The organism is Paraconexibacter antarcticus, from assembly GCF_024220175.1.
In the GTDB taxonomy this organism is placed as follows: Bacteria; Actinomycetota; Thermoleophilia; order Solirubrobacterales; family Solirubrobacteraceae; genus Paraconexibacter; species Paraconexibacter antarcticus.
In genome coordinates this window covers 1,130,701-1,155,576 of record NZ_CP098502.1, presented here as the reverse complement: position 1 = coordinate 1,155,576, position 24,876 = coordinate 1,130,701, and the positions used below count along the sequence as shown (strand labels likewise).

29 protein-coding genes are annotated in these 24,876 nt (G+C 73.5%); 11 read left to right on the top strand and 18 right to left on the bottom strand.

What is annotated here, in order from left to right:
• Positions 1–14 precede the first annotated feature (14 nt).
• Positions 15–2,354, bottom strand: coding sequence for a lysylphosphatidylglycerol synthase domain-containing protein (locus NBH00_RS05835; RefSeq protein WP_254572410.1), 2,340 nt, complete (start codon positions 2,352–2,354; stop codon positions 15–17).
• Between the two features lie 10 nt (positions 2,355–2,364).
• Complete coding sequence (locus NBH00_RS05830; RefSeq protein WP_254572409.1) at positions 2,365–4,371, bottom strand: hypothetical protein; 2,007 nt, start codon at positions 4,369–4,371, stop codon at positions 2,365–2,367.
• 94 nt (positions 4,372–4,465) lie between these two features.
• On the opposite strand from NBH00_RS05830, the gene NBH00_RS05825 reads away from it, so the two are divergent.
• From NBH00_RS05825 to NBH00_RS05810, 4 genes are all read left to right on the top strand, one after another.
• Positions 4,466–5,113: a chlorite dismutase family protein gene (locus NBH00_RS05825; RefSeq protein ID WP_254572408.1), complete on the top strand. Its 648-nt coding sequence runs from the start codon at positions 4,466–4,468 to the stop codon at positions 5,111–5,113.
• A 28-nt stretch (positions 5,114–5,141) separates the two neighbouring features.
• Positions 5,142–5,789 (top strand): DNA-3-methyladenine glycosylase family protein, encoded by a 648-nt coding sequence (locus NBH00_RS05820; protein ID WP_254572407.1) that lies wholly within the window; start codon positions 5,142–5,144, stop codon positions 5,787–5,789.
• Between the two features lie 120 nt (positions 5,790–5,909).
• Entirely contained in the window at positions 5,910–6,911 is a 1,002-nt protein-coding gene (locus NBH00_RS05815; RefSeq protein ID WP_254572406.1) for a DMT family transporter, read from the top strand.
• Positions 6,908–7,603, top strand: coding sequence for a GntR family transcriptional regulator (locus NBH00_RS05810; RefSeq protein ID WP_254572405.1), 696 nt, complete (start codon positions 6,908–6,910; stop codon positions 7,601–7,603). Before NBH00_RS05815 ends, NBH00_RS05810 begins: the two co-directional genes overlap by 4 nt.
• Positions 7,604–7,822: 219 nt before the next feature.
• Here NBH00_RS05810 and NBH00_RS05805 read toward each other — a convergent pair whose 3' ends face one another.
• Both NBH00_RS05805 and NBH00_RS05800 read right to left on the bottom strand, forming a co-directional pair.
• Positions 7,823–9,025 carry a hypothetical protein gene (locus NBH00_RS05805; protein ID WP_254572404.1) on the bottom strand — a complete coding sequence of 401 codons (1,203 nt, stop codon included), beginning with the start codon at positions 9,023–9,025 and terminating at the stop codon, positions 7,823–7,825.
• A 145-nt stretch (positions 9,026–9,170) separates the two neighbouring features.
• Positions 9,171–9,560 (bottom strand): HesB/IscA family protein, encoded by a 390-nt coding sequence (locus NBH00_RS05800; RefSeq protein WP_254572403.1) that lies wholly within the window; start codon positions 9,558–9,560, stop codon positions 9,171–9,173.
• 72 nt (positions 9,561–9,632) lie between these two features.
• Between NBH00_RS05800 and NBH00_RS05795 the strand changes: the two genes are divergently transcribed.
• Positions 9,633–9,860: a BolA family protein gene (locus NBH00_RS05795; RefSeq protein ID WP_254572402.1), complete on the top strand. Its 228-nt coding sequence runs from the start codon at positions 9,633–9,635 to the stop codon at positions 9,858–9,860.
• Between the two features lie 19 nt (positions 9,861–9,879).
• On the top strand, positions 9,880–10,284 hold the full coding sequence (gene grxD / locus NBH00_RS05790; protein WP_302182702.1) for a Grx4 family monothiol glutaredoxin: 405 nt from the start codon (positions 9,880–9,882) through the stop codon (positions 10,282–10,284).
• 69 nt (positions 10,285–10,353) lie between these two features.
• Here the strand turns inward: grxD and NBH00_RS05785 are convergent, their stop codons facing one another.
• Genes NBH00_RS05785 through NBH00_RS05775 form a run of 3 tightly spaced genes read right to left on the bottom strand, consistent with a single transcriptional unit; the run spans position 10,354 to position 13,498 of the window.
• Entirely contained in the window at positions 10,354–12,138 is a 1,785-nt protein-coding gene (locus tag NBH00_RS05785; RefSeq protein WP_254572401.1) for a hypothetical protein, read from the bottom strand.
• A gap of 12 nt (positions 12,139–12,150) precedes the next feature.
• Positions 12,151–12,423, bottom strand: a complete 273-nt coding sequence (locus tag NBH00_RS05780) for a glutaredoxin family protein (RefSeq protein ID WP_254572400.1) — start codon at positions 12,421–12,423, stop codon at positions 12,151–12,153.
• Positions 12,424–12,433: 10 nt separating this feature from the next.
• Positions 12,434–13,498, bottom strand: a complete 1,065-nt coding sequence (locus NBH00_RS05775; RefSeq protein WP_254572399.1) for an NAD-dependent epimerase/dehydratase family protein — start codon at positions 13,496–13,498, stop codon at positions 12,434–12,436.
• Between the two features lie 78 nt (positions 13,499–13,576).
• Between NBH00_RS05775 and NBH00_RS05770 the strand changes: the two genes are divergently transcribed.
• Positions 13,577–14,440: a DegV family protein gene (locus tag NBH00_RS05770; RefSeq protein WP_254572398.1), complete on the top strand. Its 864-nt coding sequence runs from the start codon at positions 13,577–13,579 to the stop codon at positions 14,438–14,440.
• Between the two features lie 58 nt (positions 14,441–14,498).
• Here NBH00_RS05770 and NBH00_RS05765 read toward each other — a convergent pair whose 3' ends face one another.
• The 6 genes from NBH00_RS05765 to NBH00_RS05745 all read right to left on the bottom strand — a co-directional run bounded on the left by NBH00_RS05765 (position 14,499) and on the right by NBH00_RS05745 (position 17,250).
• Entirely contained in the window at positions 14,499–14,747 is a 249-nt protein-coding gene (locus NBH00_RS05765; protein ID WP_254572397.1) for a DUF3618 domain-containing protein, read from the bottom strand.
• On the bottom strand, positions 14,748–15,194 hold the full coding sequence (locus NBH00_RS05760; protein WP_254572396.1) for a phage holin family protein: 447 nt from the start codon (positions 15,192–15,194) through the stop codon (positions 14,748–14,750).
• Positions 15,184–15,576: a hypothetical protein gene (locus NBH00_RS05755; RefSeq protein ID WP_254572395.1), complete on the bottom strand. Its 393-nt coding sequence runs from the start codon at positions 15,574–15,576 to the stop codon at positions 15,184–15,186. The genes NBH00_RS05760 and NBH00_RS05755 overlap by 11 nt, the downstream gene beginning before the upstream one ends.
• The gene (locus NBH00_RS25195; protein WP_302182701.1) at positions 15,573–15,707 is read right to left on the bottom strand and encodes a hypothetical protein; all 135 of its coding nucleotides are present in this window, start codon (positions 15,705–15,707) and stop codon (positions 15,573–15,575) included. Before NBH00_RS25195 ends, NBH00_RS05755 begins: the two co-directional genes overlap by 4 nt.
• A gap of 80 nt (positions 15,708–15,787) precedes the next feature.
• Positions 15,788–16,423 carry a TetR/AcrR family transcriptional regulator gene (locus NBH00_RS05750; protein ID WP_254572394.1) on the bottom strand — a complete coding sequence of 212 codons (636 nt, stop codon included), beginning with the start codon at positions 16,421–16,423 and terminating at the stop codon, positions 15,788–15,790.
• On the bottom strand, positions 16,423–17,250 hold the full coding sequence (locus NBH00_RS05745) for a carbon-nitrogen hydrolase family protein (protein ID WP_254572393.1): 828 nt from the start codon (positions 17,248–17,250) through the stop codon (positions 16,423–16,425). The genes NBH00_RS05750 and NBH00_RS05745 overlap by 1 nt, the downstream gene beginning before the upstream one ends.
• A 65-nt stretch (positions 17,251–17,315) precedes the next feature.
• On the opposite strand from NBH00_RS05745, the gene NBH00_RS05740 reads away from it, so the two are divergent.
• The 3 genes from NBH00_RS05740 to NBH00_RS05730 all read left to right on the top strand — a co-directional run bounded on the left by NBH00_RS05740 (position 17,316) and on the right by NBH00_RS05730 (position 19,601).
• Complete coding sequence (locus tag NBH00_RS05740; protein WP_254572392.1) at positions 17,316–18,182, top strand: DUF2804 family protein; 867 nt, start codon at positions 17,316–17,318, stop codon at positions 18,180–18,182.
• A 105-nt stretch (positions 18,183–18,287) separates the two neighbouring features.
• Entirely contained in the window at positions 18,288–18,767 is a 480-nt protein-coding gene (locus NBH00_RS05735; protein WP_254572391.1) for a hypothetical protein, read from the top strand.
• 138 nt (positions 18,768–18,905) lie between these two features.
• Positions 18,906–19,601: a hypothetical protein gene (locus NBH00_RS05730; protein ID WP_254572390.1), complete on the top strand. Its 696-nt coding sequence runs from the start codon at positions 18,906–18,908 to the stop codon at positions 19,599–19,601.
• A 46-nt stretch (positions 19,602–19,647) separates the two neighbouring features.
• On the opposite strand, the gene NBH00_RS05725 is transcribed toward NBH00_RS05730, so the two are convergent.
• From NBH00_RS05725 to NBH00_RS05705, 5 genes are all read right to left on the bottom strand, one after another.
• On the bottom strand, positions 19,648–20,334 hold the full coding sequence (locus NBH00_RS05725; RefSeq protein WP_254572389.1) for a MerR family transcriptional regulator: 687 nt from the start codon (positions 20,332–20,334) through the stop codon (positions 19,648–19,650).
• 20 nt (positions 20,335–20,354) lie between these two features.
• The gene (locus NBH00_RS05720) at positions 20,355–21,248 is read right to left on the bottom strand and encodes a beta-keto acid cleavage family enzyme (protein WP_254572388.1); all 894 of its coding nucleotides are present in this window, start codon (positions 21,246–21,248) and stop codon (positions 20,355–20,357) included.
• Between the two features lie 73 nt (positions 21,249–21,321).
• On the bottom strand, positions 21,322–21,816 hold the full coding sequence (locus NBH00_RS05715; RefSeq protein ID WP_254572387.1) for a GNAT family N-acetyltransferase: 495 nt from the start codon (positions 21,814–21,816) through the stop codon (positions 21,322–21,324).
• 95 nt (positions 21,817–21,911) lie between these two features.
• Positions 21,912–22,679, bottom strand: coding sequence for an arginase family protein (locus NBH00_RS05710; RefSeq protein ID WP_254572386.1), 768 nt, complete (start codon positions 22,677–22,679; stop codon positions 21,912–21,914).
• A 49-nt stretch (positions 22,680–22,728) separates the two neighbouring features.
• Positions 22,729–23,511, bottom strand: a complete 783-nt coding sequence (locus tag NBH00_RS05705; RefSeq protein ID WP_254572385.1) for an enoyl-CoA hydratase/isomerase family protein — start codon at positions 23,509–23,511, stop codon at positions 22,729–22,731.
• A 124-nt stretch (positions 23,512–23,635) separates the two neighbouring features.
• On the opposite strand from NBH00_RS05705, the gene NBH00_RS05700 reads away from it, so the two are divergent.
• The gene (locus tag NBH00_RS05700) at positions 23,636–24,829 is read left to right on the top strand and encodes an acyl-CoA dehydrogenase family protein (protein ID WP_254572384.1); all 1,194 of its coding nucleotides are present in this window, start codon (positions 23,636–23,638) and stop codon (positions 24,827–24,829) included.
• The last annotated feature ends 47 nt before the right edge of the window (positions 24,830–24,876 follow it).

Here is a 24,876-nt window from a genome sequence, read left to right as displayed (position 1 = left end):
TGGGCGGGCCCGGGCTAGACGTCGAGCTCGTAGGCCTCGCCGCTGCGCGGGGCCGGGAGCGGCGGGAGCTCGACCGGCGAGACGTGCATCGCGCGGAGGCGGACGTCCTTCCACGTCAGGCCTTCGCGGAGCAGGGCGGGCGTGCCCATGACGACGGCGGTCGCGATCTCGACCGCCTGCAGGATGATCCCGTAGCCGAGCGCGTCCGCGTACCCGACGCCGTAGGCGTGGGTGAGGACGGCGACGCACGCCGCCTGGAAGACGCCGACGTTCGACGGGGTCGCGGGCAGCACGGCGGTGACGTTCACCGCGAAGAGGACGGCGGCGGCGGCCCCGATGCCGGCGTTGTGATCGAGCCCGAAGGCGACGAGCAGCACGTAGCACGACATCCACTGGATGCCCCACGCGCCGAGCTGCGCGACGGTCGCGATCGTGCCGAGGCGCGGGCTGCGGAAGACGGCGAGGCCGTCGCGGACCTGAGCCGACGCGGCACGGGCCTGCTTCACGACGCGGGCGACGCGCTCGGAGCGGCTCGGCAGGCCTGAGCGCAGCAGCGCCGGGGCGACGAGGACCGCGAGCAGCATCGCGACGGGCGCCACCGCGAACGCGATGAGGGCGGCGTGCCGGCCGTCGAAGTAGTGGACCGTCGAGAACATCGTCACGCCGAGGACGAGCAGGGCGACGATGTTCAGCAGCGTCTGCGCGACGAGTGAGCCGGCGACGACCGGGAGTGTCTCCTTCGGGCGGCCGATGCGGCGCGCGACGATCATCGCGCGGGCCGGCTCGCCGAGGCGAGCCGGGAGCGTCGCGGACATGAGGACGCCGATGAACGTCCCCTGGAGCGCGTCGGAGCGTTTGATGTGTGCCGACGGCAGCGCCGCCTGGAGGATCGCGTGCCAGGCGACGGCGCGGATGACCATCGACAGGCACATGAGCCCGAGCGCGGCGAGCACCCACGGTGGGCTGGACGCGAGGAGCGAGTCGCCGATGCGCGAGATGCCGATGCGCTGCAGCGCGAAGAAGGAGGCGGCGATGCCGGCGAGCAGCGCGAGGGCCATCGCGGCGCGGCGCAGGGCGGCACGACCGGCCCGGGAGCGGTTGGCGACGTCGGTCTCGAGCGACGCCAGGTGCGTGGCCGGGATGCGCGGGAGGCCGTCGGCGACGCGGAGGCCGCTGCGGACGGCGAGGCGGGCGCGGAACGTCTCGGGATCCTTGACGGCGATCGCCTCGCGGTAGGTCTCGAGGACCTCGTCCGCGACGCGGGGCCAGGCGTAGCGGTCGGCGTGCTCGACGGCGGCGACCGCCATCGCGCGGCGGCGCTCGGGGTCGAGCCCGAGGTCGCGGAGCGCCTCGGCGAGCGCCGTCGCGTCGCCGCGCGGGACGAGGACGCCGTCGACGCCCTCGCGGACGACGTCGCGGTAGCCGGGGATGTCGGAGGCGACGACCGGGGTCCCGTGGGCGAACGCCTCGGTGAGGACCATGCCGAAGCTCTCGCCGCCGAGCGACGGCGCGGCGAGGACGTCGGCGTCGCGCAGGACGGACTCCTTCGTCGCGTCGTCGACCTTGCCGAGGGCGGTGACGCCGCGGAGGTCCTCGAGGATCGGGCGCACGTCCTCGTCGGTCACGCCGACGAGGGTGAGCTCGGCCGGGACGTGGTCGCGTAGGGCCTCGAAGGCCCGCAGGAGGATGGGGAGCCCCTTGCGCTCGACGGCCTGGCCGACGAAGGCGATGCGCAGCGGCGCGGCGTCGCTCAGCGGTCGTGCCGCGGGCGGCTCGGGCCGGACGGCCGGGAGGTCGACGCCGTTCGGGACGACGCGGTAGCGCCCGCCGTAGAAGCGGACGCCGGTCCAGGCGGCGGCCTCGGAGACCGCGATGCGCGCCTTCAGCTGGTTCAGGCGGCGGCGCGCGCCGATGAGCGACGCGATGCCGTTGGAGACGGCGTTGTCGGAGTAGCAGTGGAACGTGCCGACGAGCGGGACGTCGCTCGAGCACAGCGTGTCCCAGCCGACGAGGGGCGCGACCGGCTCGTGGATGTGCACGACGTCGTAGCCGCCGGTCTCGAGCTCGCGGCGCGCGCGGGCGATCGCCGACGGCGACGCAGCGAGGTTCGACACCGCGCCGTTCGCCGGGAAGCCGACGGTGCGGCCGAGCGGGACGAGGAAGTCCGGCATCGGGCGGTCCTCAGGCCAGTGCCCGCGGTGCAGCCGCGCCGAGATCCGGTCGCACGGGTCGTACGGGGCGAGCACGCGGACGTCGTGTCCCCGCTCGAGCAGTTCGCGGGCGAGGGACTCGATGTGGCGCGTGACCCCTCCCGGGTACGTCCACGAATAGGGGGAAACGAGCGCAATGCGCATCCTCGACATCTTACCCTGCATCCCTGGTCGGAACGTGAATGTCTTGTCCGGTCCCGACGGCCCGGTCGTCGAGGCCCGGCTCACCGCGCACGTAGGCGGACACGACGGCGAGCACGAACGTCGAGAAGAGCAGCAGCAACGGGCCGGAATCGTTGAAGAGCGTCCCCGCGACGCCGGCGGCCAGCGACCCGTACATCGCGGCCTGCCACGCCGCGTCGTCGCCGATCGAGGCGTAGATCCGGCGGCGGTAGCGCACGCCGTACACGCACGCCAGCAGGGCGATGCCGGTCGCGAACGGCATGAGCCCGCGCTTGAGGACGTTGAAGGCCAGCTCGTACCGGCGCTTGAAGACGTCCCACAGCGCCTGCGAGCCGTCCGCCTGCAGGATCGTGCGCGTGAAGTGGCTGTCGCCGCCGGTCACCACGTCGAGGACGGCGAGGGCGACGAGCGCCGCCGCGGGCGCCGCCACGGCGAGCGCAAGACGCCGCTTCGTCAGGGCCCCGGGGATCATGCAGAGCACGGCGACCGCCGTCCCCGCGCCGACCGTGAGGACGCCGCCGACGTCGGCGCCGAGTCGGCCCGACCCGACGATCCCGCCGAAGACGAGCCCGGTGACGCCGAAGGTGATGGCGCCCTGGCGGCTGCGCCCGCGCCCCTGGAGCAGGACGGCGAGCGCGACGAAGAGGAGGACCGGCAGGCTCGCCTCGAGCTCGTTGCCGAGGCCGTAAAAGCGGGAGCCGAAGCGCGGGTTCGGGCCCAGCAGCGAGCGGACGATGAGGTCCGAGCCGCGGGCGAGGTCGAGCGAGTACGCGACGACCGTCGCGGCGCAGGGCACGAAGATCGCCCGCGGCCACCTCACGAGCGCGTCGGTCGCGATGCCGAGCCCGAAGCTCAGCAGCGAGATGAGCGCGAGCTCGGAGGTCTTGGACGGCGCGAGCGCCCCCGTGATGAGCAGCACGGTGAGGACCCAGCACCACGCGAGGCCGCCGACGCGCATGGCCCAGCGGACGCCGCGCCGGTCGGCGAGGACCCCGGCGACGAGCAGGACGGCGAACCAGATCGCGAGCATCGTCTCGAGGGCCGGGAAGCGCCGCGAGCCGATGACCCGCAGGCGCTGGGAGAAGTCCGAAAGGTTCTTCGCGTTCCGCGGCCCCTTGGCCTCGATCGGCTGGCCCTTGACGTCCTTGGGGACCTTCAGGTGCAGGTGCCGGAAGATCGTCGGCAGCAGGTCGATCCCCGCGATGAGGCCGTTCTGGTGGGTCGTCTGCGAGGTGAGCCCGCTCGTGGCGCCGAGGCCGGCGATGCCGGTCCGGAGCAGCTGCGGCGCGGTGGTCGGGGGCGGCGCCTGCTGGACGATGAGCAGCTCGTCCTTCGGGCGGGCCGCGATGAGGGCGTCCATGGCCTTCACGCCCTTGTCGCCCTCGGGGAGCCCGGCGACGACGACGCGGTGGTCCTGCAGCAGCGCGGCGATCCGGGCCGGGAGGTCGGCGGCGAGGCCGATCGACACGGCCGCGACGTGGCCGGCCCGGTCGGCGGCCGCGATCGCCTCGACCTGCTCCTTGCCGTCGACGCCGGCGTACCCGACCCCGCCGGGGACGAGCGACGCGAGCGTGCCGGGGTGGATCTCGGCCGGGGCGCTGGCCGCACGGCGCAGGATCTCCGGCCACGCGAGCATCGTCGCCCCGCCCTCGCCGTCGGTGAAGAACGTGAGCGTCTCCGGGATCCGCGGCTTGTAGGCGGCGGACGAGGTGCGGGTGCCCTGCGTGATGTCGAGCAGGGCCTGCTCGCGGTTGTAGCTGCCCTGGACCGAGCTCGAGAGGCCGATCGCCAGCTGCTTGCGGGCCCCGAGGATGTCGAGGATCGTCTGCGGCGGGCCCGTCGTCCCGGGCTGCGTGCCGGCCGCGGGCAGGAACGCGAGGACGACGCGGGGCGCCGCCGAGGCGGACGCGGGGAGGCCGAGCGCGCCGATCGCCCCCAGGAGGGCGACCAGAAGCGCCGCCAGACGGGGACGGGACATCACTGGACCTATACTTTTCCGGGTGTCCTCGGTTACTCCTCCAACGGGTCGTGCCGCAGGTCCGCGGCACTTCGTCAAGTACTCCTTCTTCAAGGTGGACGCGGCCTGGCGCCGGCTGCCGGCCGAGCAGCGCGCCCAGGACAAGGCGGAGTTCATCGCCGCCTGCGAGGACTTCGCGACCGACCACCTCCTGCAGGGCTTCTCGCTCGTCGGGACGCGCGGCGACGCCGACCTCATGCTCGTCGCGGAGACCGAGAACCTCGACCGCATCCACGAGTTCCACGTCGTCCTCGCCCAGAGCGGTCTCGCGAAGTGGTGCACGCAGCCGTACTCGTTCCTCGGGATGCGCAAGTCGAGCGAGTACTCCGACGACGAGCGGTTCGTCGCGCGCCCGTTCAACGGGAAGTACCTCTTCGTCTACCCGTTCGTGAAGACCCGCGCCTGGTACGCGCTGCCGGCCCCGCAGCGCTGGGAGATCATGCAGGGCCACATCAAGATGGGCCGGGAGTACCCGAACGTCGACAACCACACGACGTACTCGTTCGGCCTCGACGACCAGGAGTTCGTCGTCGCGTTCGACACGGACGACATCGGGGACTTCCTCGACCTCGTCCAGGGGCTGCGAACGACCGAGGCGTCGGCCTACACCGCCCGGGACACGCCGTCCTTCACCTGCATCCGCACCGGGATCCGCCGCGGCGTCGATGCGCTGGACGGCGAGGCGCTCCGGGCGACGATCTGACCCTCCACCTGAGCGTGAGGGTTCGCGCGTGCACCATGCGCTGATCCAGCTCTCGGAGGCCGATCCCGTGCTCGCGCGGCTCATCGCGGGCATGGACGACGCGGCGCTCGCCGTCGTCACCGACCCGGCGCGCGGCGGGCGCTATCCGCCGGTGCCACCGTACGCCGCGCTCGTGCGGATCATCCTCGGCCAGCAGGTCTCGGTCGGGGCCGCGTGGGCGATGGTCACCCGTCTGAGCGACCGCTTCGGCGGCACCCTCCCCACCCCGGAGCAGGTGCTCGCCGACGACCCCGAGGAGCTGCGGACCGCCGGCGGGCTCTCCCGCGGCAAGCTGCGCTTCGTGCGCGGGCTCGCGAGCGACGTCGTGGAGGGCCGGATCGACCTCGATGCGCTCGAGGCGCTCGACGACGCCGGGGTCGAGGCGGCCCTGTGCTCCGTGACCGGCATCGGACCGTGGACCGCCCACGTCTACCTCATGGGTCAGTTGCGCCGGCCGGACGTCCTCGCCCCTGGGGACCTCGGGATCCGCCGCGCCGCCGGCCTGGCCTACGGGCTGCCGGCGCCACCGACGCCCCCCGAGCTCGCCGCGATGGCCGAGGCATGGCGGCCCCACCGCTCCACCGCCTCGCGGCTGCTGTGGAAGAGCCTCGACGCGACGCCCGTCGGCGGCGCCTGACCGCCGCGGGGCGCGGCGTGCGGCCCCGAGGCACGGGAGAGCTCCACGGGGCCGCACGCCGACGGTTTGTGGCGGCGGCGCTTCGCGCTCGTTGATGCATTGTGGAACAATCCCACGATCATGTCGCCGCGCGCCTGTGTGCTCATCGCCGCGGTCTGCTTCGGCACGACCGGTACCGCCCGTGCCCTCGGGCCCGAGGACGCGCGCGCAGTCGCGGTCGGCTCGGGGCGGATCGTCCTCGGCGGCGCGCTGCTCGTCGCGTTCTCCGTGCTCGCCGGGCGACAGGCGCGGCGCGAGCGGGCTTCCGACGCGTCCGGCAGGGCGAACGCGGTGGCCGGCGGCGCCGGCCCCGCGCGCATCCCGGCGCGTGCCGCGCTCCCCGCGGGCGCCTGCGTGGCGATCTACCAGCTGTGCTTCTTCGCGGCGGTCCAGCGCACCGGCGTCGCCGTCGGCACCGTCGTGGCGATCGGCTCCGGGCCGGCCTTCGCCGGGGCCCTCGGGTGGCTTGCCTTCCGCGAGGCTCCCGGGCGCCGCTGGGCGGCCGCCACCGGGCTTGCCTGCGCCGGGGTCGCGCTGCTCGTCCTCGGAGGCTCCTCGGCCTCCGTCTCGGCCGACGGCGTGCTGCTGGCCCTCGGCGCCGGGGCGGGGTACGCGACCTACACCGTCATCGCCAAGGGTCTGCTGCGCTCCGGACACGAGCCCGAGCGCGTCATGGCCGCCGCGTTCGGCACCGGCGGCGTGCTGCTGCTCCCGGTCCTGGCCGCCACCGCGGGCCACTGGCTCCTCACCCCGGGAGGGCTCGCCCTCATCGCGTTCCTCGGGGTCGTCCCCACCGCCCTGGCGTACGTCCTCTTCGCGCGTGGCCTGCGCGAGCTCAGCGCCGGCGAAACCGCGACGCTGACGCTCGCCGAGCCCCTCACCGCGGCGACGCTCGGGGCGCTCGTCCTCGGCGAGCGGCCCGGGGCGGTGGCGATCGCGGGCGCCGGCCTCGTCCTGGCCGGACTGCTCGCGCTCGCCGGCGGCCGGGCGGATGCAGCGATCGTCGCACCGGAAGGGCTGACACCCGTCCCGCCGAACGCGCGCGTGATCCCGTACGCGCCGGCGCGGGAGGTCGCGCCGTGAGCACGCCCACCCCCACGCACGCGCTGGAGCGCGTCACGACGGTCGGGGCGCTCGCCGCGGCCCTCAGGACCCGGATCCTCGACGGCGAGCTGCCCGGCGGCACCCGGCTGCGCGAGCAGGAGCTCACCGACGGGTACGGGGTCGCGCGTCACACCGCCCGCGCGGCCCTGAGAGAGCTCGCCGCGGGCGGCCTCGTGCGGATCGAGCCGCACCGCGGGGCCAGCGTGACGCTGCTCGAGCCCGCCGACGTCGAGGGGCTCTACGTCCTGCGCGGCATCCTCGAGGTCGGCGCCGCGCGCATCGTCCTCGAGCGCGGGGGCGGGCGCCTCCCCCGGCCGGTCCACGAGGCGGCGCAGGCGTTCGCGACGCTCTGCTGCGGGCGCGAGGAGCCCGCCTGGTCGGAGGTCGTCGTCGCCCACAACGCCCTCCACCAGGCGATCGTCGCCGCCGCCGGGGTCCCACGGCTCGTCGACGCGCACGCGGCGCTCTCGGCCGAGCTGCAGCTCTTCCTCGTGCAAGGCCGCCCGCACTACACCCTCCGGCGACTCGCGGCGGACCACGTCGGGCTCGTCGTCGCGCTCGAACGCGAGGGGCCCGAGGCGCTCGAGGAGCACATCCGGCTGTCCACCGAGGCCCTGCTGGGGGCGCGGGAGCACGCGGACGCCGAGGCGACAGAATCCGGCGCCGGCTAGACCCTCGACTGCTGGTCGAGGGTTCGGCACGACCATGGGATTTCCGGCCGGGTCGAGGATCTCGCGGTGACCCGGAGCTCGGACACCCACCCTCGACTGCGGGTCGAGCGTTCCCATAACCCGTCCCGCGACACGCCATAACCGCGCGTCGGGAGCGCGGGGCCTGGGCGCGCGGGCCTGCGGGCGACCGGGCGACGGGCCGGTGCGGGCGGGTGGCCGTCAGCCGGAGCAGCCCGCCGGCCGCGCGGGCGGCCCCGGGTCGGTCGGCCGGGCGGCGCCCCAGGCCTTCCACAGGTCGTAGACCGGGTAGGCGCGGGTGAGGCGGGGGTCGAACAGGCCGACCGGATAGGCGGTGTCCTCCCGGACCGAGAACTGGAAGACGGCCTGGACGCGCGGATCGGCGTCGAAGTGCTCGAGCAGCGCCGCCTGGGCGGCGCACTGGGCCTCCTGGGCGGCCGGGTCGGCCGGCCGGGCCGAGCCCGCCCGGGTCCGCCCCACCCCGGTCTCGGTGACCCAGATCGGCTTCCCGCGGGTGCAGGGCCGGGCGTCGAGGGCCCGCTCGAGCTCGCCGACGGCGTCGGGCTGGCGGCGATCGGGCTGGGTGTACTCGTGCTGGGCCCAGACGGTGGCGGCGCACGCGACGTCGTCGGGGAGGGCGTCGACGAACTCGGCGACGCGGGTCCCGCGGCGCGTCGGGTTGCCGTAGCCGGCGAGCTCGCCGAGGACGAGGTCGTGCGGGGCCGGGTCGGCGGCGAGGACGGCCTGTGCCGCGCGCACGAGGCGCGTGTACACCGCGGGGGACCGCGAGCGGGACCTCACCGAGCAGCGCAGACGCTGCGGGCTGATGAAGCCCGGGTGGTTGGGCTCGTTGAACGGGCTCCACCAGCGCAGCGCGACGCCCTCCTGGCGCCCGAGGGCGAGGAGGCCGCGGATGAGCGCCTGGTAGCCCGCGAGCCCGGCTTCGGTGATCGGGCGCGCCCGGTAGTCGGTGCCGCCGCGCTCGCACCCGCCGGCCGGCGCGGCGGCCCAGGCCGGGACGCCCTGGAGCACGATGACGACCTCCCAGCCCCCGCCGTCCGCCCGCTGCCGCGCCGCGACCGCGCGCAGCCGGTCGCGGACGCCCGCGAACGCCCCGCACGGCGGCAGCCCGCGCAGGCAGCCGTCGTTCGGCTGGGCGAGGTCGACCGGCACCTTCGGGTCCGGCTGGAGCGTCGACCAGTCGACGAACAGGCGGTAGCGCGCCGGGTGAAGCGCCGCGACACGGTCGCGCCACGGCCCGAAGCCGTCCGGGACGGGTCCTGGGTCGATGAGCCACGGGTTGTTCTCGCTGATCCCGATCGGCAGCCGCTGGGGCGGCGGCGGGACGGGGCCGGGCGGGGCCTGCGCGGCCGCCGGCGCCGGAACGGGGGCTGCGGCCGCCACCGCCGGACGCGTCGCGGCGCGGTACTCCTGCTCGCCGCCGCCGCACCCGGGCAGCGCCAGGGTACCCGTTGCGACGAGCGCCCCGGCGAGCCCAGAACGGCCACCCGGAGGGTGGCCGTCGGCCGGGCGCGCCGGGTGCGGCGGATCAGACCGCGGAGACCTCGGCCTCGTCGGCGACCTTGAAGGACGAGCCGCAGCCGCACGCGGCGACGACGTTCGGGTTGTTCACCTGGAAGCCCGCACCCTGCAGCGACTCGACGTAGTCGATGGCCGAGCCGTCGACGTACGGGAGGCTCTGGGCGTCGACGAGGATCTTCAGGCCCTCGTGCTCGAAGATGACGTCGCCGTCGCGCTGGGTGTCGAACGCGAGCTGGTACTGGAAGCCCGAACAGCCACCGCCGCGGACGCCGACGCGCAGTCCGGCGGTCGCCACGGCCTCGGCGCTCTGCGCGGCGAGGAACTCGTTGACCTTCTCGGCGCCCTTCTCGGTGAAGGCGATGCCCTTGGCGTTGTACGTGACCTCGGTGGTACCCATAGCTTCATTTAGTGTAGCGCCTCGCACGGGCACCGATGGAAGCATCGCCGAGGGTCGTATCCTGTCACGTGCATGCCCTCCACCGACGAGATCAGACACCGCATCGAGGCCGCCCTCCCGGGGTCCACGGCCGAGGTCGAGGACTGGGGCGGCGGGGACCACCTGCGCGCCACCGTCGTCGCTCCGCAGTTCGAGGGGCTCAGCCGGATCGCCCAGCACCGTCTCGTGTACGACATCTTCGGGGACGAGATCGGCGGCCCGATCCACGCCCTCAGCCTCAAGACCTCCACGCCTTCCTAACCATCGAAACGGAGTTCCCGTGTCCGAGCAGACCGACAACCCGATCCGCGACGCCATCGCCGGCGCCATCACCGAGCACCCGGTGATCCTCTTCATGAAGGGGACGCCCGAGGCGCCCGCGTGCGGCTTCAGCGCCCGGACCGTCGGCGCCCTGCAGGCGCTCGACGCTCCGTTCGCCGCGGTCGACATCCTCCCCGACCCGCGCATCCGCCAGGAGCTCAGCGCGATCTCGCAGTGGCCGACGATCCCGCAGCTCTTCGTCGGGGGTGAGCTCATCGGCGGCGCCGACATCGTCGCCGAGATGTTCGAGTCCGGCGAGCTCGCCGAGGTCCTCGGCGTCGAGCAGCCGGTCGCGGCCGACGAGGCGCCCGACGCCGTCCCGACGAACCCGCCGAACATGCAGATCGAGAACCGCCTGGCCTGAGGCCTCCGGCGTCGCGCCGCGAGGCCGGCCGGCCCCGCCCGCCTCCTCGTCGTACGCGTCCACTCCGTCCTACGGCGTGACGGTGATCCGCGCGCTCGCGGTCCCGCTGAGCCGCAGCGCCGGGTCTCGGTACACGTCCCGCGCGCGCTGGGCGATGCCCTCCGGGCCGCCCGGCAGGCCCCCGCCGCCGCCGCCGCCGCCGAGCGGCAGGATCGACGCGGTGACGCCGTCGTAGCGGTGCACTCCGGCGATGCTCGCCGCCAGCGCCTTCACCGTGCGCGGGCCGGCCGCGTCGTCGGTGCTCGTGTCGGTCGTCTGGAGCGATCCGAGGTCGATGACGCCGGAGAGCGCGTCGGTGAGCGACCCGCCGCCGTCCCCCGGCGCGCCGTCGAGGCGGATGCGGCGCTGGCCGATCGGCGTCTGCCTCGGGATCCTCACGCTGATCGTCCGGCGCAGCTTCGGCCCGTTGACGCGCTGGGCGAGGACCCGGACGCGGACCGTCGTCCCCCGGCGGGCGCGCTGCGGCGCGGTCGCCTCGAGCAGGTAGGCCTGCCGCAGCGAGCGGCGGAACCTCAGGTCGACCTGCGCGCCGAGGATGTGGAGCGGACCGAAGTTGAACGCGTCGAGCGCGCCCGCGGCCGACCCGAAGTCCGCCACCTGCGCGGCCCCGGGCCCGTTGCCCTGTGAGCCGCCCGCGTACGTGTTGCAGAAGCCGAGGGGCCGCCGGCGCTCGAGGACGCGGATGTGGACGCACATCGAGCCGCTCTGGCGCAGCGGGATGCCGCGGAGCAGGTCGTACGTCACCTCGGCCACCGCGACCGCCCCGACCTGGCTGAGGGCCGAGACGCCGGTCGGCAGCCCGAGCGCCGTCTCGTCGGCGATACGCATGTTCGACGTGTCCGTCGCGCCGGTGTCGAGGTCGCGCCCGACGACCTGGAGCGGGAAGCTCCGCGGCAGCGCGCCGAGCCGCCCGACGACGGCGGACACGGCGTCGTTCGTCAGCGTGCCGACGTCGTGGCCGGGCGCGGCGTACTTGTACGTCGAGAGGTCCTCAGAGCCGATCGGGTTCCCGATGACGCCGTAGACGTAGGCGTCCTGGAGGAAGAGCGAGCGACGGCCCGCGCTGTCGAGCGGGTGACCGAAGGCCCAGACGGTCGAGCCGTCGACGTAGGCGACCGTGCCGATCGCGCCGGCGGTGACGTCGCCGCTGGAGAGGCCGACGGCCATCGCCGAGCCGCCCTGCAGCGGGAGCAGCGGGAACTCGGGGCCGGACGGCGCCTCGGGGGCCGCGTAGACGACGGCGCCCTTCCGCCTCGCCGCGGCCTGCAGCGCGGTGGCGACCGGGACCGAGAGCCCGCCGAAGCTCAGCGGCGTCGCGAGTGGGCGCGCGGACCGGATGAGCGCCGGCGCGGACCGCGTCTCGGCGGGCGGGTCGACCGTCTCGCCGAGGATCGACTCGATCGGGGTCGCGAGCGCGGTCAGCCCGCCGTAGGCCCCGATGCCCTCGGAGATCGCGCCGACGACCCGCGACACACCCGCCGCGTCCGGGCAGGAGATCGGGGAGCCCGAGAAGCCCGGCCCGATCCCGGTGGCGTCGACCGCCGGGCCGGAGGCGCGGAAGAGGATGTACGGCTGGCGGGCCGCGGCGTCCCCGGCGACGACGCCGAGGATGTCGACGTCGAAGGTCGCGATGTCGACGCCGCTGACGACGCTGCGCCCCGTGCAGTGCATGCCCTTCTGCACCTGGCCGAGCGGCATGATCGGCTCGGCCGCCCCCGCCGGCCCCGCCGCGGCCGCGAGCCCCGCGAGCCCGAGGGCGGCGGACACGGCGAAGGTCCGGTGGAGCGTGCGCATGAGCGCGCCAGGCTAGTCCATCCGCGAGGGTCCGGTGACCGCCTGTGCCCGCCGGGACAGGTGCTGCCGGATGCGGCGCGAGTCGCAGATGGCGTCGCCGTCGATGACGGCGACCGGCACGACCGTCTGGCCGGTGAGCGCGCGGACGTCGCGGCGATCCCCCTTGGCCCACGGCACGCGGACCTCCCGCACGTCCTCGCCAGCCCGGACGAGCTCGCGCTTCACCCGGCCGCACGGGCAGAGCCAGTCCGTCGGGGTGTGGCAGCGGTACAGGACGACGGTCATGCCGCACCGATCATCCCGCGAACATCGAGACGAAGCGCTCGACCTGCTGCAGCGTGAAGCCCGAGGTGCGCAGCGGCAGCGGCTGGCGGGCCCCGGGACTACGCAGGCGCAGCGGCTCGCGCTCGCGGTACCACGCGATCGTCCGCTCGAGCGAGTCCTCGTGGTGGCCGGGCTTGAAGCCGAGGTCGCGCCGGGCCTTGTTCGAGCGGAAGGTCCACCAGAGGGCCGACGCCTGGAGCTCGGCCGGGGTGATCGCCGGCCGCCCCGGCAGGGCACCGAGGCCGCGGACGAGCGCCATCGCGGCGGGCAGGGGGAGCTTCACGGCGGGCGGCTCGATGCCGCTGATCCGACCGAGCTCGGCGAAGAGGCGGTCGAGCGTGTAGTTGCGGTTGCCGAGGATGTAGCGCTCGCCGACGTTGCCCTTCTCCTCGGCGAGGAGGATGCCGGCGGCGACGTCCTCGACGTCCACGAGGCAGATCGCGCCGTCGACGTAGGCGGGGATCTCGCAGCGGAGGAAGCGCCGCACGATCTCGGTCGACGAGCGGTACAGGTCGCCACGGCCCATGACGTGCGCGGGGTTCACGATGACGACCGGCAGCCCGGCCGCGGCGAGCTGGAGGACGATCATCTCCGCCTCGTGCTTCGCGTTGACGTAGGCGAGGCCGAAGCGGCCCGCCCGGAACATCTGGTCCTCGTCGGCGGTCGAGCCGCGCTCGGCCGGCCCGATCGCCGCGAACGACGAGGTGTGGACGACCCGCTCGGCGCCCGCCTTCAGCGCCTCCTCCATGACGATGCGGGTGCCGTGGACGTTGACCTGGAACTGCAGGTCGGCGCTCGCCCGCAGCGACGTCAGACCGGCACAGTGGAAGACCCGGTCGACCCCCCGCATCGCGCGGCGGACCTGCCGGCGGTCGAGGATGTCGCACTCGACCTGCTGCGCGTCGACCCCGATGAGGTTGTCGGTCCGCGACCGGCCGCGGACCGTCGTGCGGACCGTGTCACCGCGCGCGACGAGCGCCCGCACGACGTGGGAGCCGATCATGCCTGTGCCCCCGGTGACCAGCGTGACGCTCACGCGGCGATGATCGCACGCGCCCCGCGCCGGCGTGCCCGCACCGCGGGCGGGTCCGGGTGCACGAATAGGCTGGCGCGCATGTCCCCGGTCACGATCGTCTCCGACTCCACCCACTCGATGCCGCCCGAGCTGCTCGCGACGCTCGGCATCCCCCAGGTGTCGCTCTACGTCAACCACGGCACCGACACCCACCGCGAGTCGGAGATGGACCTGCAGGCCTTCTACGACCGGCTCCGGGCCGACTCGAAGCTCCCCACGACCTCGCAGCCGTCGATCGGCGACTTCCTCGCCGTCTACTGCCCGCTGCTCGAGGCCGGCCAGGACATCGTCTCGATCCACATCAGCGGCGCGATCTCGGGGACGGTGGAGACGGCGCGGCAGGCGGCGGCGGACGCCCTCGGCCGGTTCCCCGACCGCACGATCGAGGTCGTCGACTCACGCAACGTCGCCGGCGGCCTGGCGATGATCATGCTCGCCGCGGTCGCCGCGCGCGACGCGGGCGGGACGCCGGCGGAGATCGCGGCCCGGACGGTCGAGGCGAGCGGGCAGACCCGCATCTGGTTCGCGGTCGACACGCTCGAGTACCTCCGCAAGGGCGGGCGCATCGGGACGGCCGCGGCGTGGGTCGGGGGCGCGCTGAAGATCAAGCCGATCCTCACGGTCAACGGCGAGGTCGAGCCGATCGAGCGGGTGCGGACGTCGAGCCGCGCCTTCCAGCGGCTCGTCGCCGCGATGGACGAGCTCACGGAGGCCGGGCAGACCGCGTGGGTCATCCAGCACATCCAGGCCCACGCGGACGCGGAGCGCCTCGCCGAGGAGGGCCGGCGGCACTTCGGCACCGAGCCGATGCTGGTCTCGGAGATCGGCGCCGTCGTCGGGACGTACGCCGGCCCGGGTCTGCTCGGGGTGGGCGGGCTCCCGCCCGCCCTCGTCGGCCGCTAGTCGCGGAGGGACGACGACGTCGTCCCTCCGGCTGCAACGGGACCGAGTCCGCCCGCGGCTAGTAGCCGCGGGCGGCGCGGTGACGCTTGCGGCGCGTGAAGAGGCTGCCGAACGCGGCGACGCCACCGGCGGCGACGAAGCCGACGACCGCGGCGCCGATGACGACGGCCTGCTGGTTGGCCTTCAGCTGCTTGCGCCAGTCGGTGACCTCGGCCACCTCGTTGCGGAGCTTCTGGACGGAGACGGCGAGCTCGTTCCGGTTCGCCTCGATCGAGGCGCGGATCTCCTCCGGGGTACGCGATGCCATCTAGTGCTTCTCCGCCCTGGTCGTCGTCACGGTCTCCTTGATGAGCTGCGCCTCGCGGATCGCCATCGTCGGCGCGGGCGACTTCCCGGCCTTGAAGAGCTTGGCCGCGAAGAAGCCGGCGAGGCCGCCCATGACGAAGAGCACGCCGGCAACGAGGAAGAACCCCCAGAAGAACGTCTCCTTGGGGAAGAGCTCGTACCAGGCGAGCCAGGCGAGGCCGTGCAGGGCGAAGTAGAGCCCGACGATGAAGAAGACGCCGCCGGCGATGCCGACGACCGCCCCCTTCAAGAGCGACTTCGCCTTGACCTCGACCTCGGCCTTCGCGAGCTCGATCTCCTCGCGGATGAGCAGCGTCATCTTCTCGCTGATCTCGCTGATCGCCTGGGCGATCGCGGCGGGCGGCTGCTGGTCGGAGCCGTTGCTGGGGCTGTACGGGTTATTTGCCAAGGCGCTTGAGGATCAGGGCGGCAAGGATGCCGCCGGCGAACGCGGCTCCGACGAGGACTTCGGGACGGTCCTCGTAGGCCTGCGCGGACAGGGGGCTCGGCGGGGGCGGCGGCGCGGCGCTCCCGGCGGGCCGGGAGAAGGACGCGTCGGCCGCGGACACGGTCGGCGTCGGCTCGGGGGCGGCGACGGGCCCCGACGGGACGACCGGCTCCGGTACGGACTCCGGCTCCGGGGCGGCCTCGGCGGCGGGCGCCACGACCTCGGTCCCCGGATCGGCGGCGTCGGTCGCGGGCTCGGGGGCGACGGGCGCCTCCGGCGGGGCGAAGGGGGCCGGCTCCTCCGCCGGTGCGGCACCGGACTCGGACTGGGGCTGATCACTCACTCCGGCGGCTCCTCGTCGAAGACGCGCCGCCAGATAAAGGCGGCGGACTTGGTGGTCGCGACGCTGGCGAGCGCCCCGAGACCGGCCAGCAGGGCCGAGTACATGAGGCGCTTGACGAGTTCGTTTTCCATGCGTGGCGGATCCTAGTGTCTTGTTCGGCAGACGGCGGGACGTGTGCCCGCACGGCCTGCTCTGCCCGGGCGGGCGGCGCTCAAACCCCGGCGGGCGGATCCGGGGCGGGCCGCGCGTCGAGCCCGCCGCAGATCGTGTCCACCACGAAGCCCTTGATCTGCTCGAAGGACTCGTCGCCGGTCGGGAGCATGTCGAAGATCCAGCCCGTGAGCGCCTGCTCGATCGCGCCGTAGAACGTCATCGCCGCGAACTGCGGCGTGATCGTGTCCCGCAGCTCGCCGCTGGCCATGCCCTTCTCGATGATCTTCGCGATCGAGCCGTAGGCGCGGTTGATCGCGTCGAGGTGGGTCCTGCCGAACGTGTTCGCCGCCCGGGTCACCTCGACGATGACGACCTTCATGAGGTCGGGGTCGTGGCGGTAGGAGTCGATGATGAACGAGGTGATCGCGGCGAGCTTCTCGCGCGCCGTGAGCTCGGTGCGCGCGTCGACCTGCTCGATGAGCTCGACCATGACGTCCCAGCGCTCGAGGAAGAGGGTGTCGAGCACCTCGTCCTTCGAGCGGAAGTAGTGGTACAGCAGGCCGTAGGCGACGCCGGCCTCGTCGGCGATGTCGCTCACGCGGCAGGTGTGGAAGCCCTGCCGTGCGAAGACTCGCACGGCGGCGTCGAGGATCTGGCGGCGCCGCTCGGCCGCGGTCGTCCGCGCGGTCGCCATCAGCGGACCACGACCTCGCCCGCGTAGACCCCCGGCCGCCCGTGCGCGAGCGCCGGCAGCGTGCGGCGGACCTCGTCCTGGCGGCCGAGGTCGAGGTCGGCGAGGCAGACACCCTCACCGTCGGGAACCTGCGCGAGGACGAGGCCCCACGGGTCGACGATCATCGACCGGCCCCCCGAGCGGGCGCCGCCCGGGTGCTCGCCGACCTGGTTCGCGGCGACGACGAACGCCTGGTTCTCGACCGCGCGGGCGCGGAGCAGCAGCTCCCAGTGGTCGCGCGTCGTCGCGAGCGTGAAGGCGGCGGGGACGGCGAGCACGCGCGCGCCCGCCCCCGTGAGCCGGCGGTAGAGCTCGGCGAAGCGCAGGTCGTAGCAGATGCTCAGGCCCACGCCGACGCCGTCGGCGGTGTGGGTGAGGACGAGCTCGTCGCCCGCGTCCTCCGCGTCGGACTCGCGATAGCGATGCCCGTCGACGTCGACGTCGAAGAGATGGACCTTGCGGTACGTCGCGCGGGCGGCGCCGTCGGGGCCGTAGTGGACGCTCGTGTTGCTCAGGCGGCCGGTGCCCGGCCGGGCCTCGGAGACCGACCCGGCGACGAGGTCGATGCCGAGCTCCTGCGCGAGGGCGGCGGCCCAGCGGCCCCGGGGGCCGTCGAGCGGCTCCGCGGCGGCCCGGAGGATCGCGGTGGTCCCGAGCGCGGGCCACTTCTCGGGCAGGACGACGAGCGTCGCCCCGCGGGCGGCCGCCTCGCGCACGAGGCGCTCGGCCGTCGCCTGGGCGCGGTCCGGATCATCGGTGGCGTTGAGCTGTACTGCCGCGGCGCGCAAGGGGACCTGGTCTCTCCGACGTGATTGACTGACGAGTCAATCGCTGGCCTGGAAGCATAGCTGCGATGCCGATCAAGGCCCCCGCCGTCCGCGCCGACGGCACCTTCCCCGCGGCCGGGCGCCCGTTCCCGCCGGACAGGATGCCGCTCCTCCGCGCCGGCCGCCCGCGCAAGCGCTGGCGCTACGTGGGCCTGTACTCCGAGGACGTGATGCTCTGCGTCGGGCGCGTGGACGTCGGCGGCGTCCCGCAGGCGTTCTGGGCCGTGTGGGATCGCGGGGCCGGCGTCCTCCACGAGCGCACCGCGTTCGGGACGCGAGGTGTCCTCGTCGGGGGGCCGGGCGACCGCCTGGGCCGCGTCCGCGTGCGGGCCCGCGGCGTGGAGATCGACCTGCGCCTCGAGCCGGGCGGCGACGCCGTCGACGTCTGCTCCCCCCACGGGCGCGCGTGGATCTGGACGCGCAAGACGCCAATGCGCGCGAGCGGGACCGTCCGGGCCGGCGGCCGCGCCCGGCACGTCCGCGGCCTCGCCCTCGTGGACGACTCGGCCGGCCACCACGCGCGGCGCACGGACTGGGAGTGGTCCGCCGGGACGGGAACGCTCGCCGACGGCCGCACCGCGCTGTGGAACGTCGTCACCGGCATCCACGACGGCCCGACCGTGAGCGAGCGGACCGTGTGGATCGGCGGGCGCGCCCACGCCCTCGGGCCGGTCGGCTTCGCCCTCGCGCTCGACGGCGTCGCGTTCGCCGAGGGCGGGGCGCTCGCCTTCACCGCCGAGGGCGTGCGGGCCCGCAGGGACGGCCTCGGCCCGGTGCGCAGCGACTACGTCCAGCCGTTCGGGACGTTCACCGGGAGCGTGCCCGGCCCCACCGGCCCGCTGGAGCTCACGTCCGGCTTCGGCGTGATGGAGCGTCACCACGCCCGCTGGTGACGCGCGCGTCGTGTTCGAACTGGCCCCCGGCCGGAAGGCTGCGCTACCGTCCAACCCATGCGATTGGGAGACCGCAGCCGCCGTGTGGCACTCACGCTGACCGCCATGACCCTCGTGGCGGGCCCGGCCGCCGGCGCGCTGGCCGACGGGACGAGCGACCCGGCGCAGACGCCGTCGCAGCCGTTCACGGTGATGATCGCCAAGACGAAGAAGTCGCGACAGTCGGTCCAGGCGAAGCAGGGGTCCTACTGCCTGCCGAACGCGAACTTCACCGGCGGCATCTGCCACACGGCCACGTTCCCGCTTCCCGACGTCCCGGTCGTGAGGGTCTCGGCCGGCGAGCAGATCACGCTGCTCTTCAAGGTCCCCGTCGGCTACGTGACGTGGCGCACCGCGCGCCTGGACGGCCCGCACAAGCGCGAGGTCATCACCGCCAACGGCGAGGGCGACCAGGTCACGAAGACGAAGAAGCGCTGGCGCATCACCCTGCCGAAGAAGCTCCGCAAGTCGTCGACGGTCGTCGGCGTCTCGGTGACGTACGCGAACGCCTACAACTCGTTCGAGTTCGGCATCCGCGTCCGCTGAACGCGCGCCGGTGGGCGCGGACGTGCGTCGGACGCCGCACTTCGGGGTATCGTCGGCTGGCATCTCCGCCGCATCGCCCGGGTGGGACCCGGGTTGTGGCCGAGTAACCACCCACAACACCCACTGGCAGGGGAATCCATGCGTATCTCACGACCCAGCCCCGCGCTGCTCGTCTCCATCATCGCGCTCGTCGTCGCGTGTGCCGGGACGGCGACCGCCGCGAGCGTCGTCCTCATCAAGAACAGCTCGCAGGTCAAGGCCGGCGCCCTCTCGGGCTCGGACCTCGCCCGGCACTCGTTGAAGAACGACCAGATCGCGAACAGCGCGGTCGACGGCCGCGCCATCAAGCACGGCTCCATCCAGTCGAGCGACCTGAGCAGCGGCGTGCGCTCGGCGCTGAACTCGGCGGGCACGTCCGCCGCCTTCGTCGCGACCGAGGCGGTCCGCAAGGACGGCCCGTCCTCCCCCGCGGGGCAGCAGAACGTCGCGTCGATCAAGGCGCTCGCGGCGGGCACCTACCTGATCATCGCGAACACGACGATGGCGCCGACCGCGGCGAACGCCGGGCTCCTCCCGGAGCTCCTGAAGGAGCCGAAGAACGGCGAGGGGCACTGCCGCCTCGACGCGGCGGGCGACCTCCACGACGCCTACGCGCCGATCGCCTCGCCCTACGCGCTGTACGCGAACACGATGAGCCTGCAGATCACCCGCACGCTCGCGCAGCCGTCCGACATCACGCTCATCTGCGAGTCGGGCATCGGCTGGAAGACGGCGAACACGTCGATCGTCGCCCTGAAGCTCGCGGGCTCGACCCGCCAGGACACGACCGGCTGACCCGACGCGCGTCCGGCGGCCCCAGGCGGGGTCGCCGGACCGCCGTTCAGCCCGCCGCCGCCCGCGCGCGGCGCAGCTCGGCGAGCAGCAGCTTGGAGTGCATCGCGCCGATGAGCTCGCGCAGCGGGGCCGCGCCGGCCTCGACGATCTCGGCCGCGCGGTCGGGGTCGACCTCCCCCGCGAGCCGGCCGAGCAGGGCGCGCACCTCCTCGCGCACGAGCGGCTCGAGCGCCTCCTTGTAGCGGAGCGTCTCGTAGACCGTGAAGCCGAGGCGCTCGTCGTAGCCCCCCGCGCGGAAGCGCTCCATCGCCTCGATGATCGCGACATCGTCCGCGTCGTAGCCGCGCGCGTCCGGCGTGAGCACCCCGAGCTCGGCGAGCCGCTCGAGCATGCGCTCGGGCAGCGCGTGGCGGGCCCGGACCTCGTCGACGCCGACGCGGACACGCCGGTCCCCGGCCGCGGCGGCCCGCTCGAGGATGCGGTCCTCGAGCTCGACGAGCGCCTGGGCCCGGGCCGGGTCGTCGTCGAGCACGTCCTTGATGACCCGCAGCGGCATGTACCGGTCCTCCTGCAGCCGCTTGATGAGCCGGACGCGCTCGACGTAGCCGACCGGGTAGTAGGCCATGTTCCGCGAGGTGCGCACGACGTCCTCGCCGGCGCCGAGCAGCCCCTCGCGCAGGTAGTGCTTGATCGTGCCGGCGGAGACCCCGGAGGCCTCCGCCAGCTCGCTCATCTTGAGGAGGCCGTCCGCGTTCACCGGGCCGCCGCGCTCGCGAGCGGGACCTCCGGGAGGTGGAGCGCCGCGCGGGCCTCCTGCACGGTCGCGGGACGGCGACCCGCGTCGATGACCATCTGATGCGCCTTCTCGATGAGGTCGCCGTTCGAGCGGGCCACGGTGCCGTCGGGGAGGTAGAAGTTGTCCTCCAGGCCGACGCGGATCGAGCCGCCGAGGCTCAGCGCGGCGGCGACCATCGTCCACTGGATGCGGCTGATCCCGATGACGCCCCAGTGATGGTCGCCCTCCGGCAGGTTGTCCGCCATCGCCGCGAGGTTGCGCGCGGTCGGCGGGATGCCGCCGGTGACGCCCATGACGAAGTCGACGTGGAGCGGCGTCTTCAGGACCCCCATGTCGATGAGCGGCGCGAGCGAGCCGACGTGGCCGACGTCGAAGCACTCGTGCTCGGGCTTGATGCCGAGCTCGTTCATGACGTCGAGGAACCCGATGATCTCGTCGAACGGGTTGGCGAAGACGGCGCTGAAGACGAACTGCTTGCGGCGCGCCGAGTACTTCGCGTAGTTCATCGAGCCCATGTTCAGCGCGGCGACCTCGGGGCGGACCGCGCGGAGGTACTCGACCCGCTTCTCGAAGCTCACGCCCATCGCGCCGGTCGAGAAGTTCATGATCGCCGCGTCGCCGACCTCGGCCCGGATCGCGTCGCTGATCGCCTGGAAGTCCTCGACCTCGTAGGACGGCGTGCCGTCAGGCTTGCGTGCGTGGATGTGGATGTGGACGCCGCCGGCGTCGACGATCCGCCGGGCCTCGGCCGCGTACTCGGCCGGGGTGTAGGGGATCGCCGGGCACTGGTTGCGGTCGGCGAGAGAGCCGGAGATCGAGCAGGTGATGACGACGGGGTCGTCGAGGCGCATTGAGGGCACCCTTTCGTGGCAAGTGGGAAGTCCTACTCCCCACTCTGCCACGGGCACCGGCGACGGCGCAACCCTAGGGGAGGCGGACCGGCAGCTCGAGCGACCAGACGCCCCCGCCGGAGCCGCCTTGGCGCTGACGCGCGCCCTGGCCCTGGAAGAAGCGCAGCGCCCGGTGGTTGTCGCCCTGCACCTCGGCGACGAGCGCGCCGACGCCTTCGCAGTCGACCCGCCGGCGCAGCGCGTCGACGAGGACCGCGCCGAGACCGTGCATCTGGAGGTCGTCGCGGACGACGATCGCGATCTCCGCCTCGCGCGAGCCCGCGCCGCTCCGGACCGCGCGGACGACGCCGAGCAGCTCGCCCGGCCGCGCCGGGTCCTCGGCCACGAGCGCGACGTGGTCGTGCCCGTCGATCTCGGTCAGGTACTTCAGGTCGCCCCGGGTCAGCTCGGTCTTGGCCGAGTGGAACCGCCGGTAGCGCGACTCGTCGGACAGCCGCGCGTGCAGGCGCCGGAGGGCGGCCTTGTCGGCGGGGGTGATGTCACGGATGCGGGGCTGGGCGGCAGACACAGTTGTACCTGCAACCATTCTGCCCGACGCAGGCCCTCCTGAATGTGCGCGGGGTCACATGACACGGTGTCGGGGCGCCGGGAGCCCCCCGCCGGTCACAACAGCGGGCCGAGGACGCCGGCCAGGACCTCGGCGTGGTCCGGATGGGCCCCGGTGATCTCGGCGCCGATGACGTCGGCCGCGCCCGCCACGAGGTCCAGGAGGCGGCGCAGCTGCTCGAAGTCGAGCCCGCCGTCGGCGGGGAAGCCGGACGGGAGCACCTCGGGATCGAGGATGTCGAGGTCGAGGTGGATGAAGACCTTGCGCGCGTCGAGCAGGTCCGCGAGCGCGCCGGGACGGTCGACGGTGCCGACCCCCTGCCGCTCGAGGAGGACCCGCTCGCCGCCCTCGACGTCGCGGACGCCGAACATGACGACGCGCGCCGGGTCGAGGCCCGCGCCGAAGCCCGTGTCCCACAGTCCGCACGCGCCGGCGAGGCCCATCCCGCCGAGGAACTTCGACTGCGAGGTGTCCGGGGTGTTGAAGTCCGCGTGCGCGTCGAGCCAGAGGACCAGCGCGTCGGGATGGTGGCGGGCGACGACGGGCAGCGTGCTCACGCAGATCGAGCAGGTGCCCGCGAGCAGCACGGGGACCTTGCCGGCCTCGAACGCGTCGTCGAGCTGGCCGCCCGCCTCGAGCAGGCAGCCGCGGGCCTCCTCGAGGTCCTCGGCGTACGACGTCCGGCGCGGCGTCCCGGGCGAGCCGATGGCCCGCGCGCCGAGCGCCTCGCCGAGGGCGGCGGCCCCGAGCATCCCGTCGGCGTCGCGGTCGGAGGTCCGGCAGAGGAGCGCGACGAGATGCCGCGTGTCGTCGACCCCGCTCACCGACCCTTCCACTCGGGGTCGCGCTTCTCGAAGAATGCCGCCGGCATTCTCATCGCCCCTTCCACTCGGGGTCGCGCTTCTCGAAGAATGCCGCGACCCCCTCCTTGATGTCCTCGGTCGAGAAGGCGATCGTGAGCTGCGAGCGCAGGAAGTCCCACGCGTCCTCGAGCGGCATGTCCTTCTGGCGCCAGAGGGCGTCCTTGCCGAGCTTCATCAGCACCGGGGACTTCTTCGCGAGACGGCCGGCCCAGTCGGCGACGGCGGCGTCGAACTCGTCCGCGGGGACGACCTTGTTGACGATCCCGAGCCGCTCGGCCTCCTCGGGCGTGATGCGGTCGCCGAGGAGCATGAGCTCGGTCGCCTTCTTGCGCGGGACGTTGCGGAAGATGAGCGCGGCGATCATGAATGGGAAGACGCCGACGTTGATCTCCGGCGTGCCGAACGTCGCCTTGTCCGACGCGATGATGAGGTCGCAGCCGAGCGCGAGGCCGAAGGCGCCCGCGAGGCAGTGGCCGTTCGCGGCGCAGATCACCGGCTTGCCGAGCTCGCCGATGAGCGTGAAGAGCCGCGGGAACGCCTCCGTCCCCGCGTGCTTGTGGACGAGGGGGACGTCGGCCGCGAAGCCGCCGAGATTGCCCCCGGCACTGAACGTGGTCGGATGGGTGGACGCGAGCACGACGCAGCCGACCGCCGCGTCGTCCCGAGCCTGCTCGAAGGCCGTGATGAGGTCTCCGAGGAGCTCGTCGGACAGCGCGTTGCGCGAGTCCGGCTGGTCCATGGCGATCGTCGCAACACCCGCGGCGACGTCGTAGCGAACGGCGGTGAGGCTCATGGTCGGCAGGACGCTACATGGAACCGCGTTTCCGGCGCGGGCTCGCGCGACCGTCCGACGCGGTTCGTGGAAAGTGGGAAGTGCCACTGTTTACTTTGGCCTCCGACGCCGGTACCGTCGGCGCATGACCACCGCCGCGTCCGTCCTGAAGCCCGACCACGCCTCGCAGCGCAAGCACTTCATCTTCACCGACGAGCACGAACAGCTCCGGGAGTCGATCCGCGCCTTCGCGAAGAAGGAGCTCGCGCCCCACGCCGACGAGTGGGAGGAGACGACCTTCCCCGACTCGGTCTTCCGCCGCATGGGCGAGCTCGGCTTCCTCGGCCTCGACAAGCCCGTCGAGTACGGCGGCCAGGGCGGCGACTACTACAGCGCCCTCGTGCTGGCGGAGGAGATCGTCCACGCCCGCTCGGGCGGCCTGGCGATGGGCCTCGCGGTGCAGACCGACATGGCGATGCCGCCGATCCTCGCCTTCGGCACCGAGGAGCAGAAGCAGGCGTGGGCGGCTCCGGCCATCGCGGGCACCAAGATCCTCTGCCTCGGCATCACCGAGCCGGACGCGGGCTCGGACGTCGCCGGCATCAAGACGCGCGCGGTGTACGACGAGGCCACCGACGAGTACGTCATCAACGGCTCGAAGACGTACATCACGAACGGCCACCGGGCCGACGTCATCGTCCTCGTCACGAAGACCGACCCCGACGCGGGCTACGACGGCTTCACGCTCTTCCTCGTCCCGATGGACGCGCCCGGCGTCATCCGGGAGAAGCGCCTGCAGAAGCTCGGCATGCACGCGTCCGACACGGCGCTGCTCGCCTTCCAGGACGTCCGCGTCAGCGCGAGCGCGGTCCTCGGCCAGGTCGGCAAGGGCTTCTACCACATCATGTGGGAGCTCCAGGGCGAGCGGCTCATCGGGGCCGCCGGCTGCGTCGCGGGCGCCCAGCACTGCTTCGACCAGACGATGAAGTACGCGATGGAGCGCAAGGCGTTCGGCCGCGAGATCGGGAAGTTCCAGGTCACGCGCCACAAGTTCGCGGAGATGGCGACGAAGATCGAGACGGCGCGCCAGATGGTCTACATGACGGCCTGGCGCTTCCAGAACGGGGAGTACCCCGTGCGCGAGATCTCGATGGCGAAGCTCTACGCCTCGCGGATCGCGGTCGAGGTGGCGGACGAGTGCATCCAGATCCACGGCGGCGCCGGCTACATGAAGGAGTACGGCGTCGAGCGGGTGTGGCGCGACATGCGCCTGAACCGCATCGGCGCGGGCACCGACGAGGTCATGCTCGACGTCATCGGGAAGTCCTACGGCTTGTGAGCTGACCCGCCCCACCAGCCGGTTCCCAGGGCCCGTCCCACCCACCC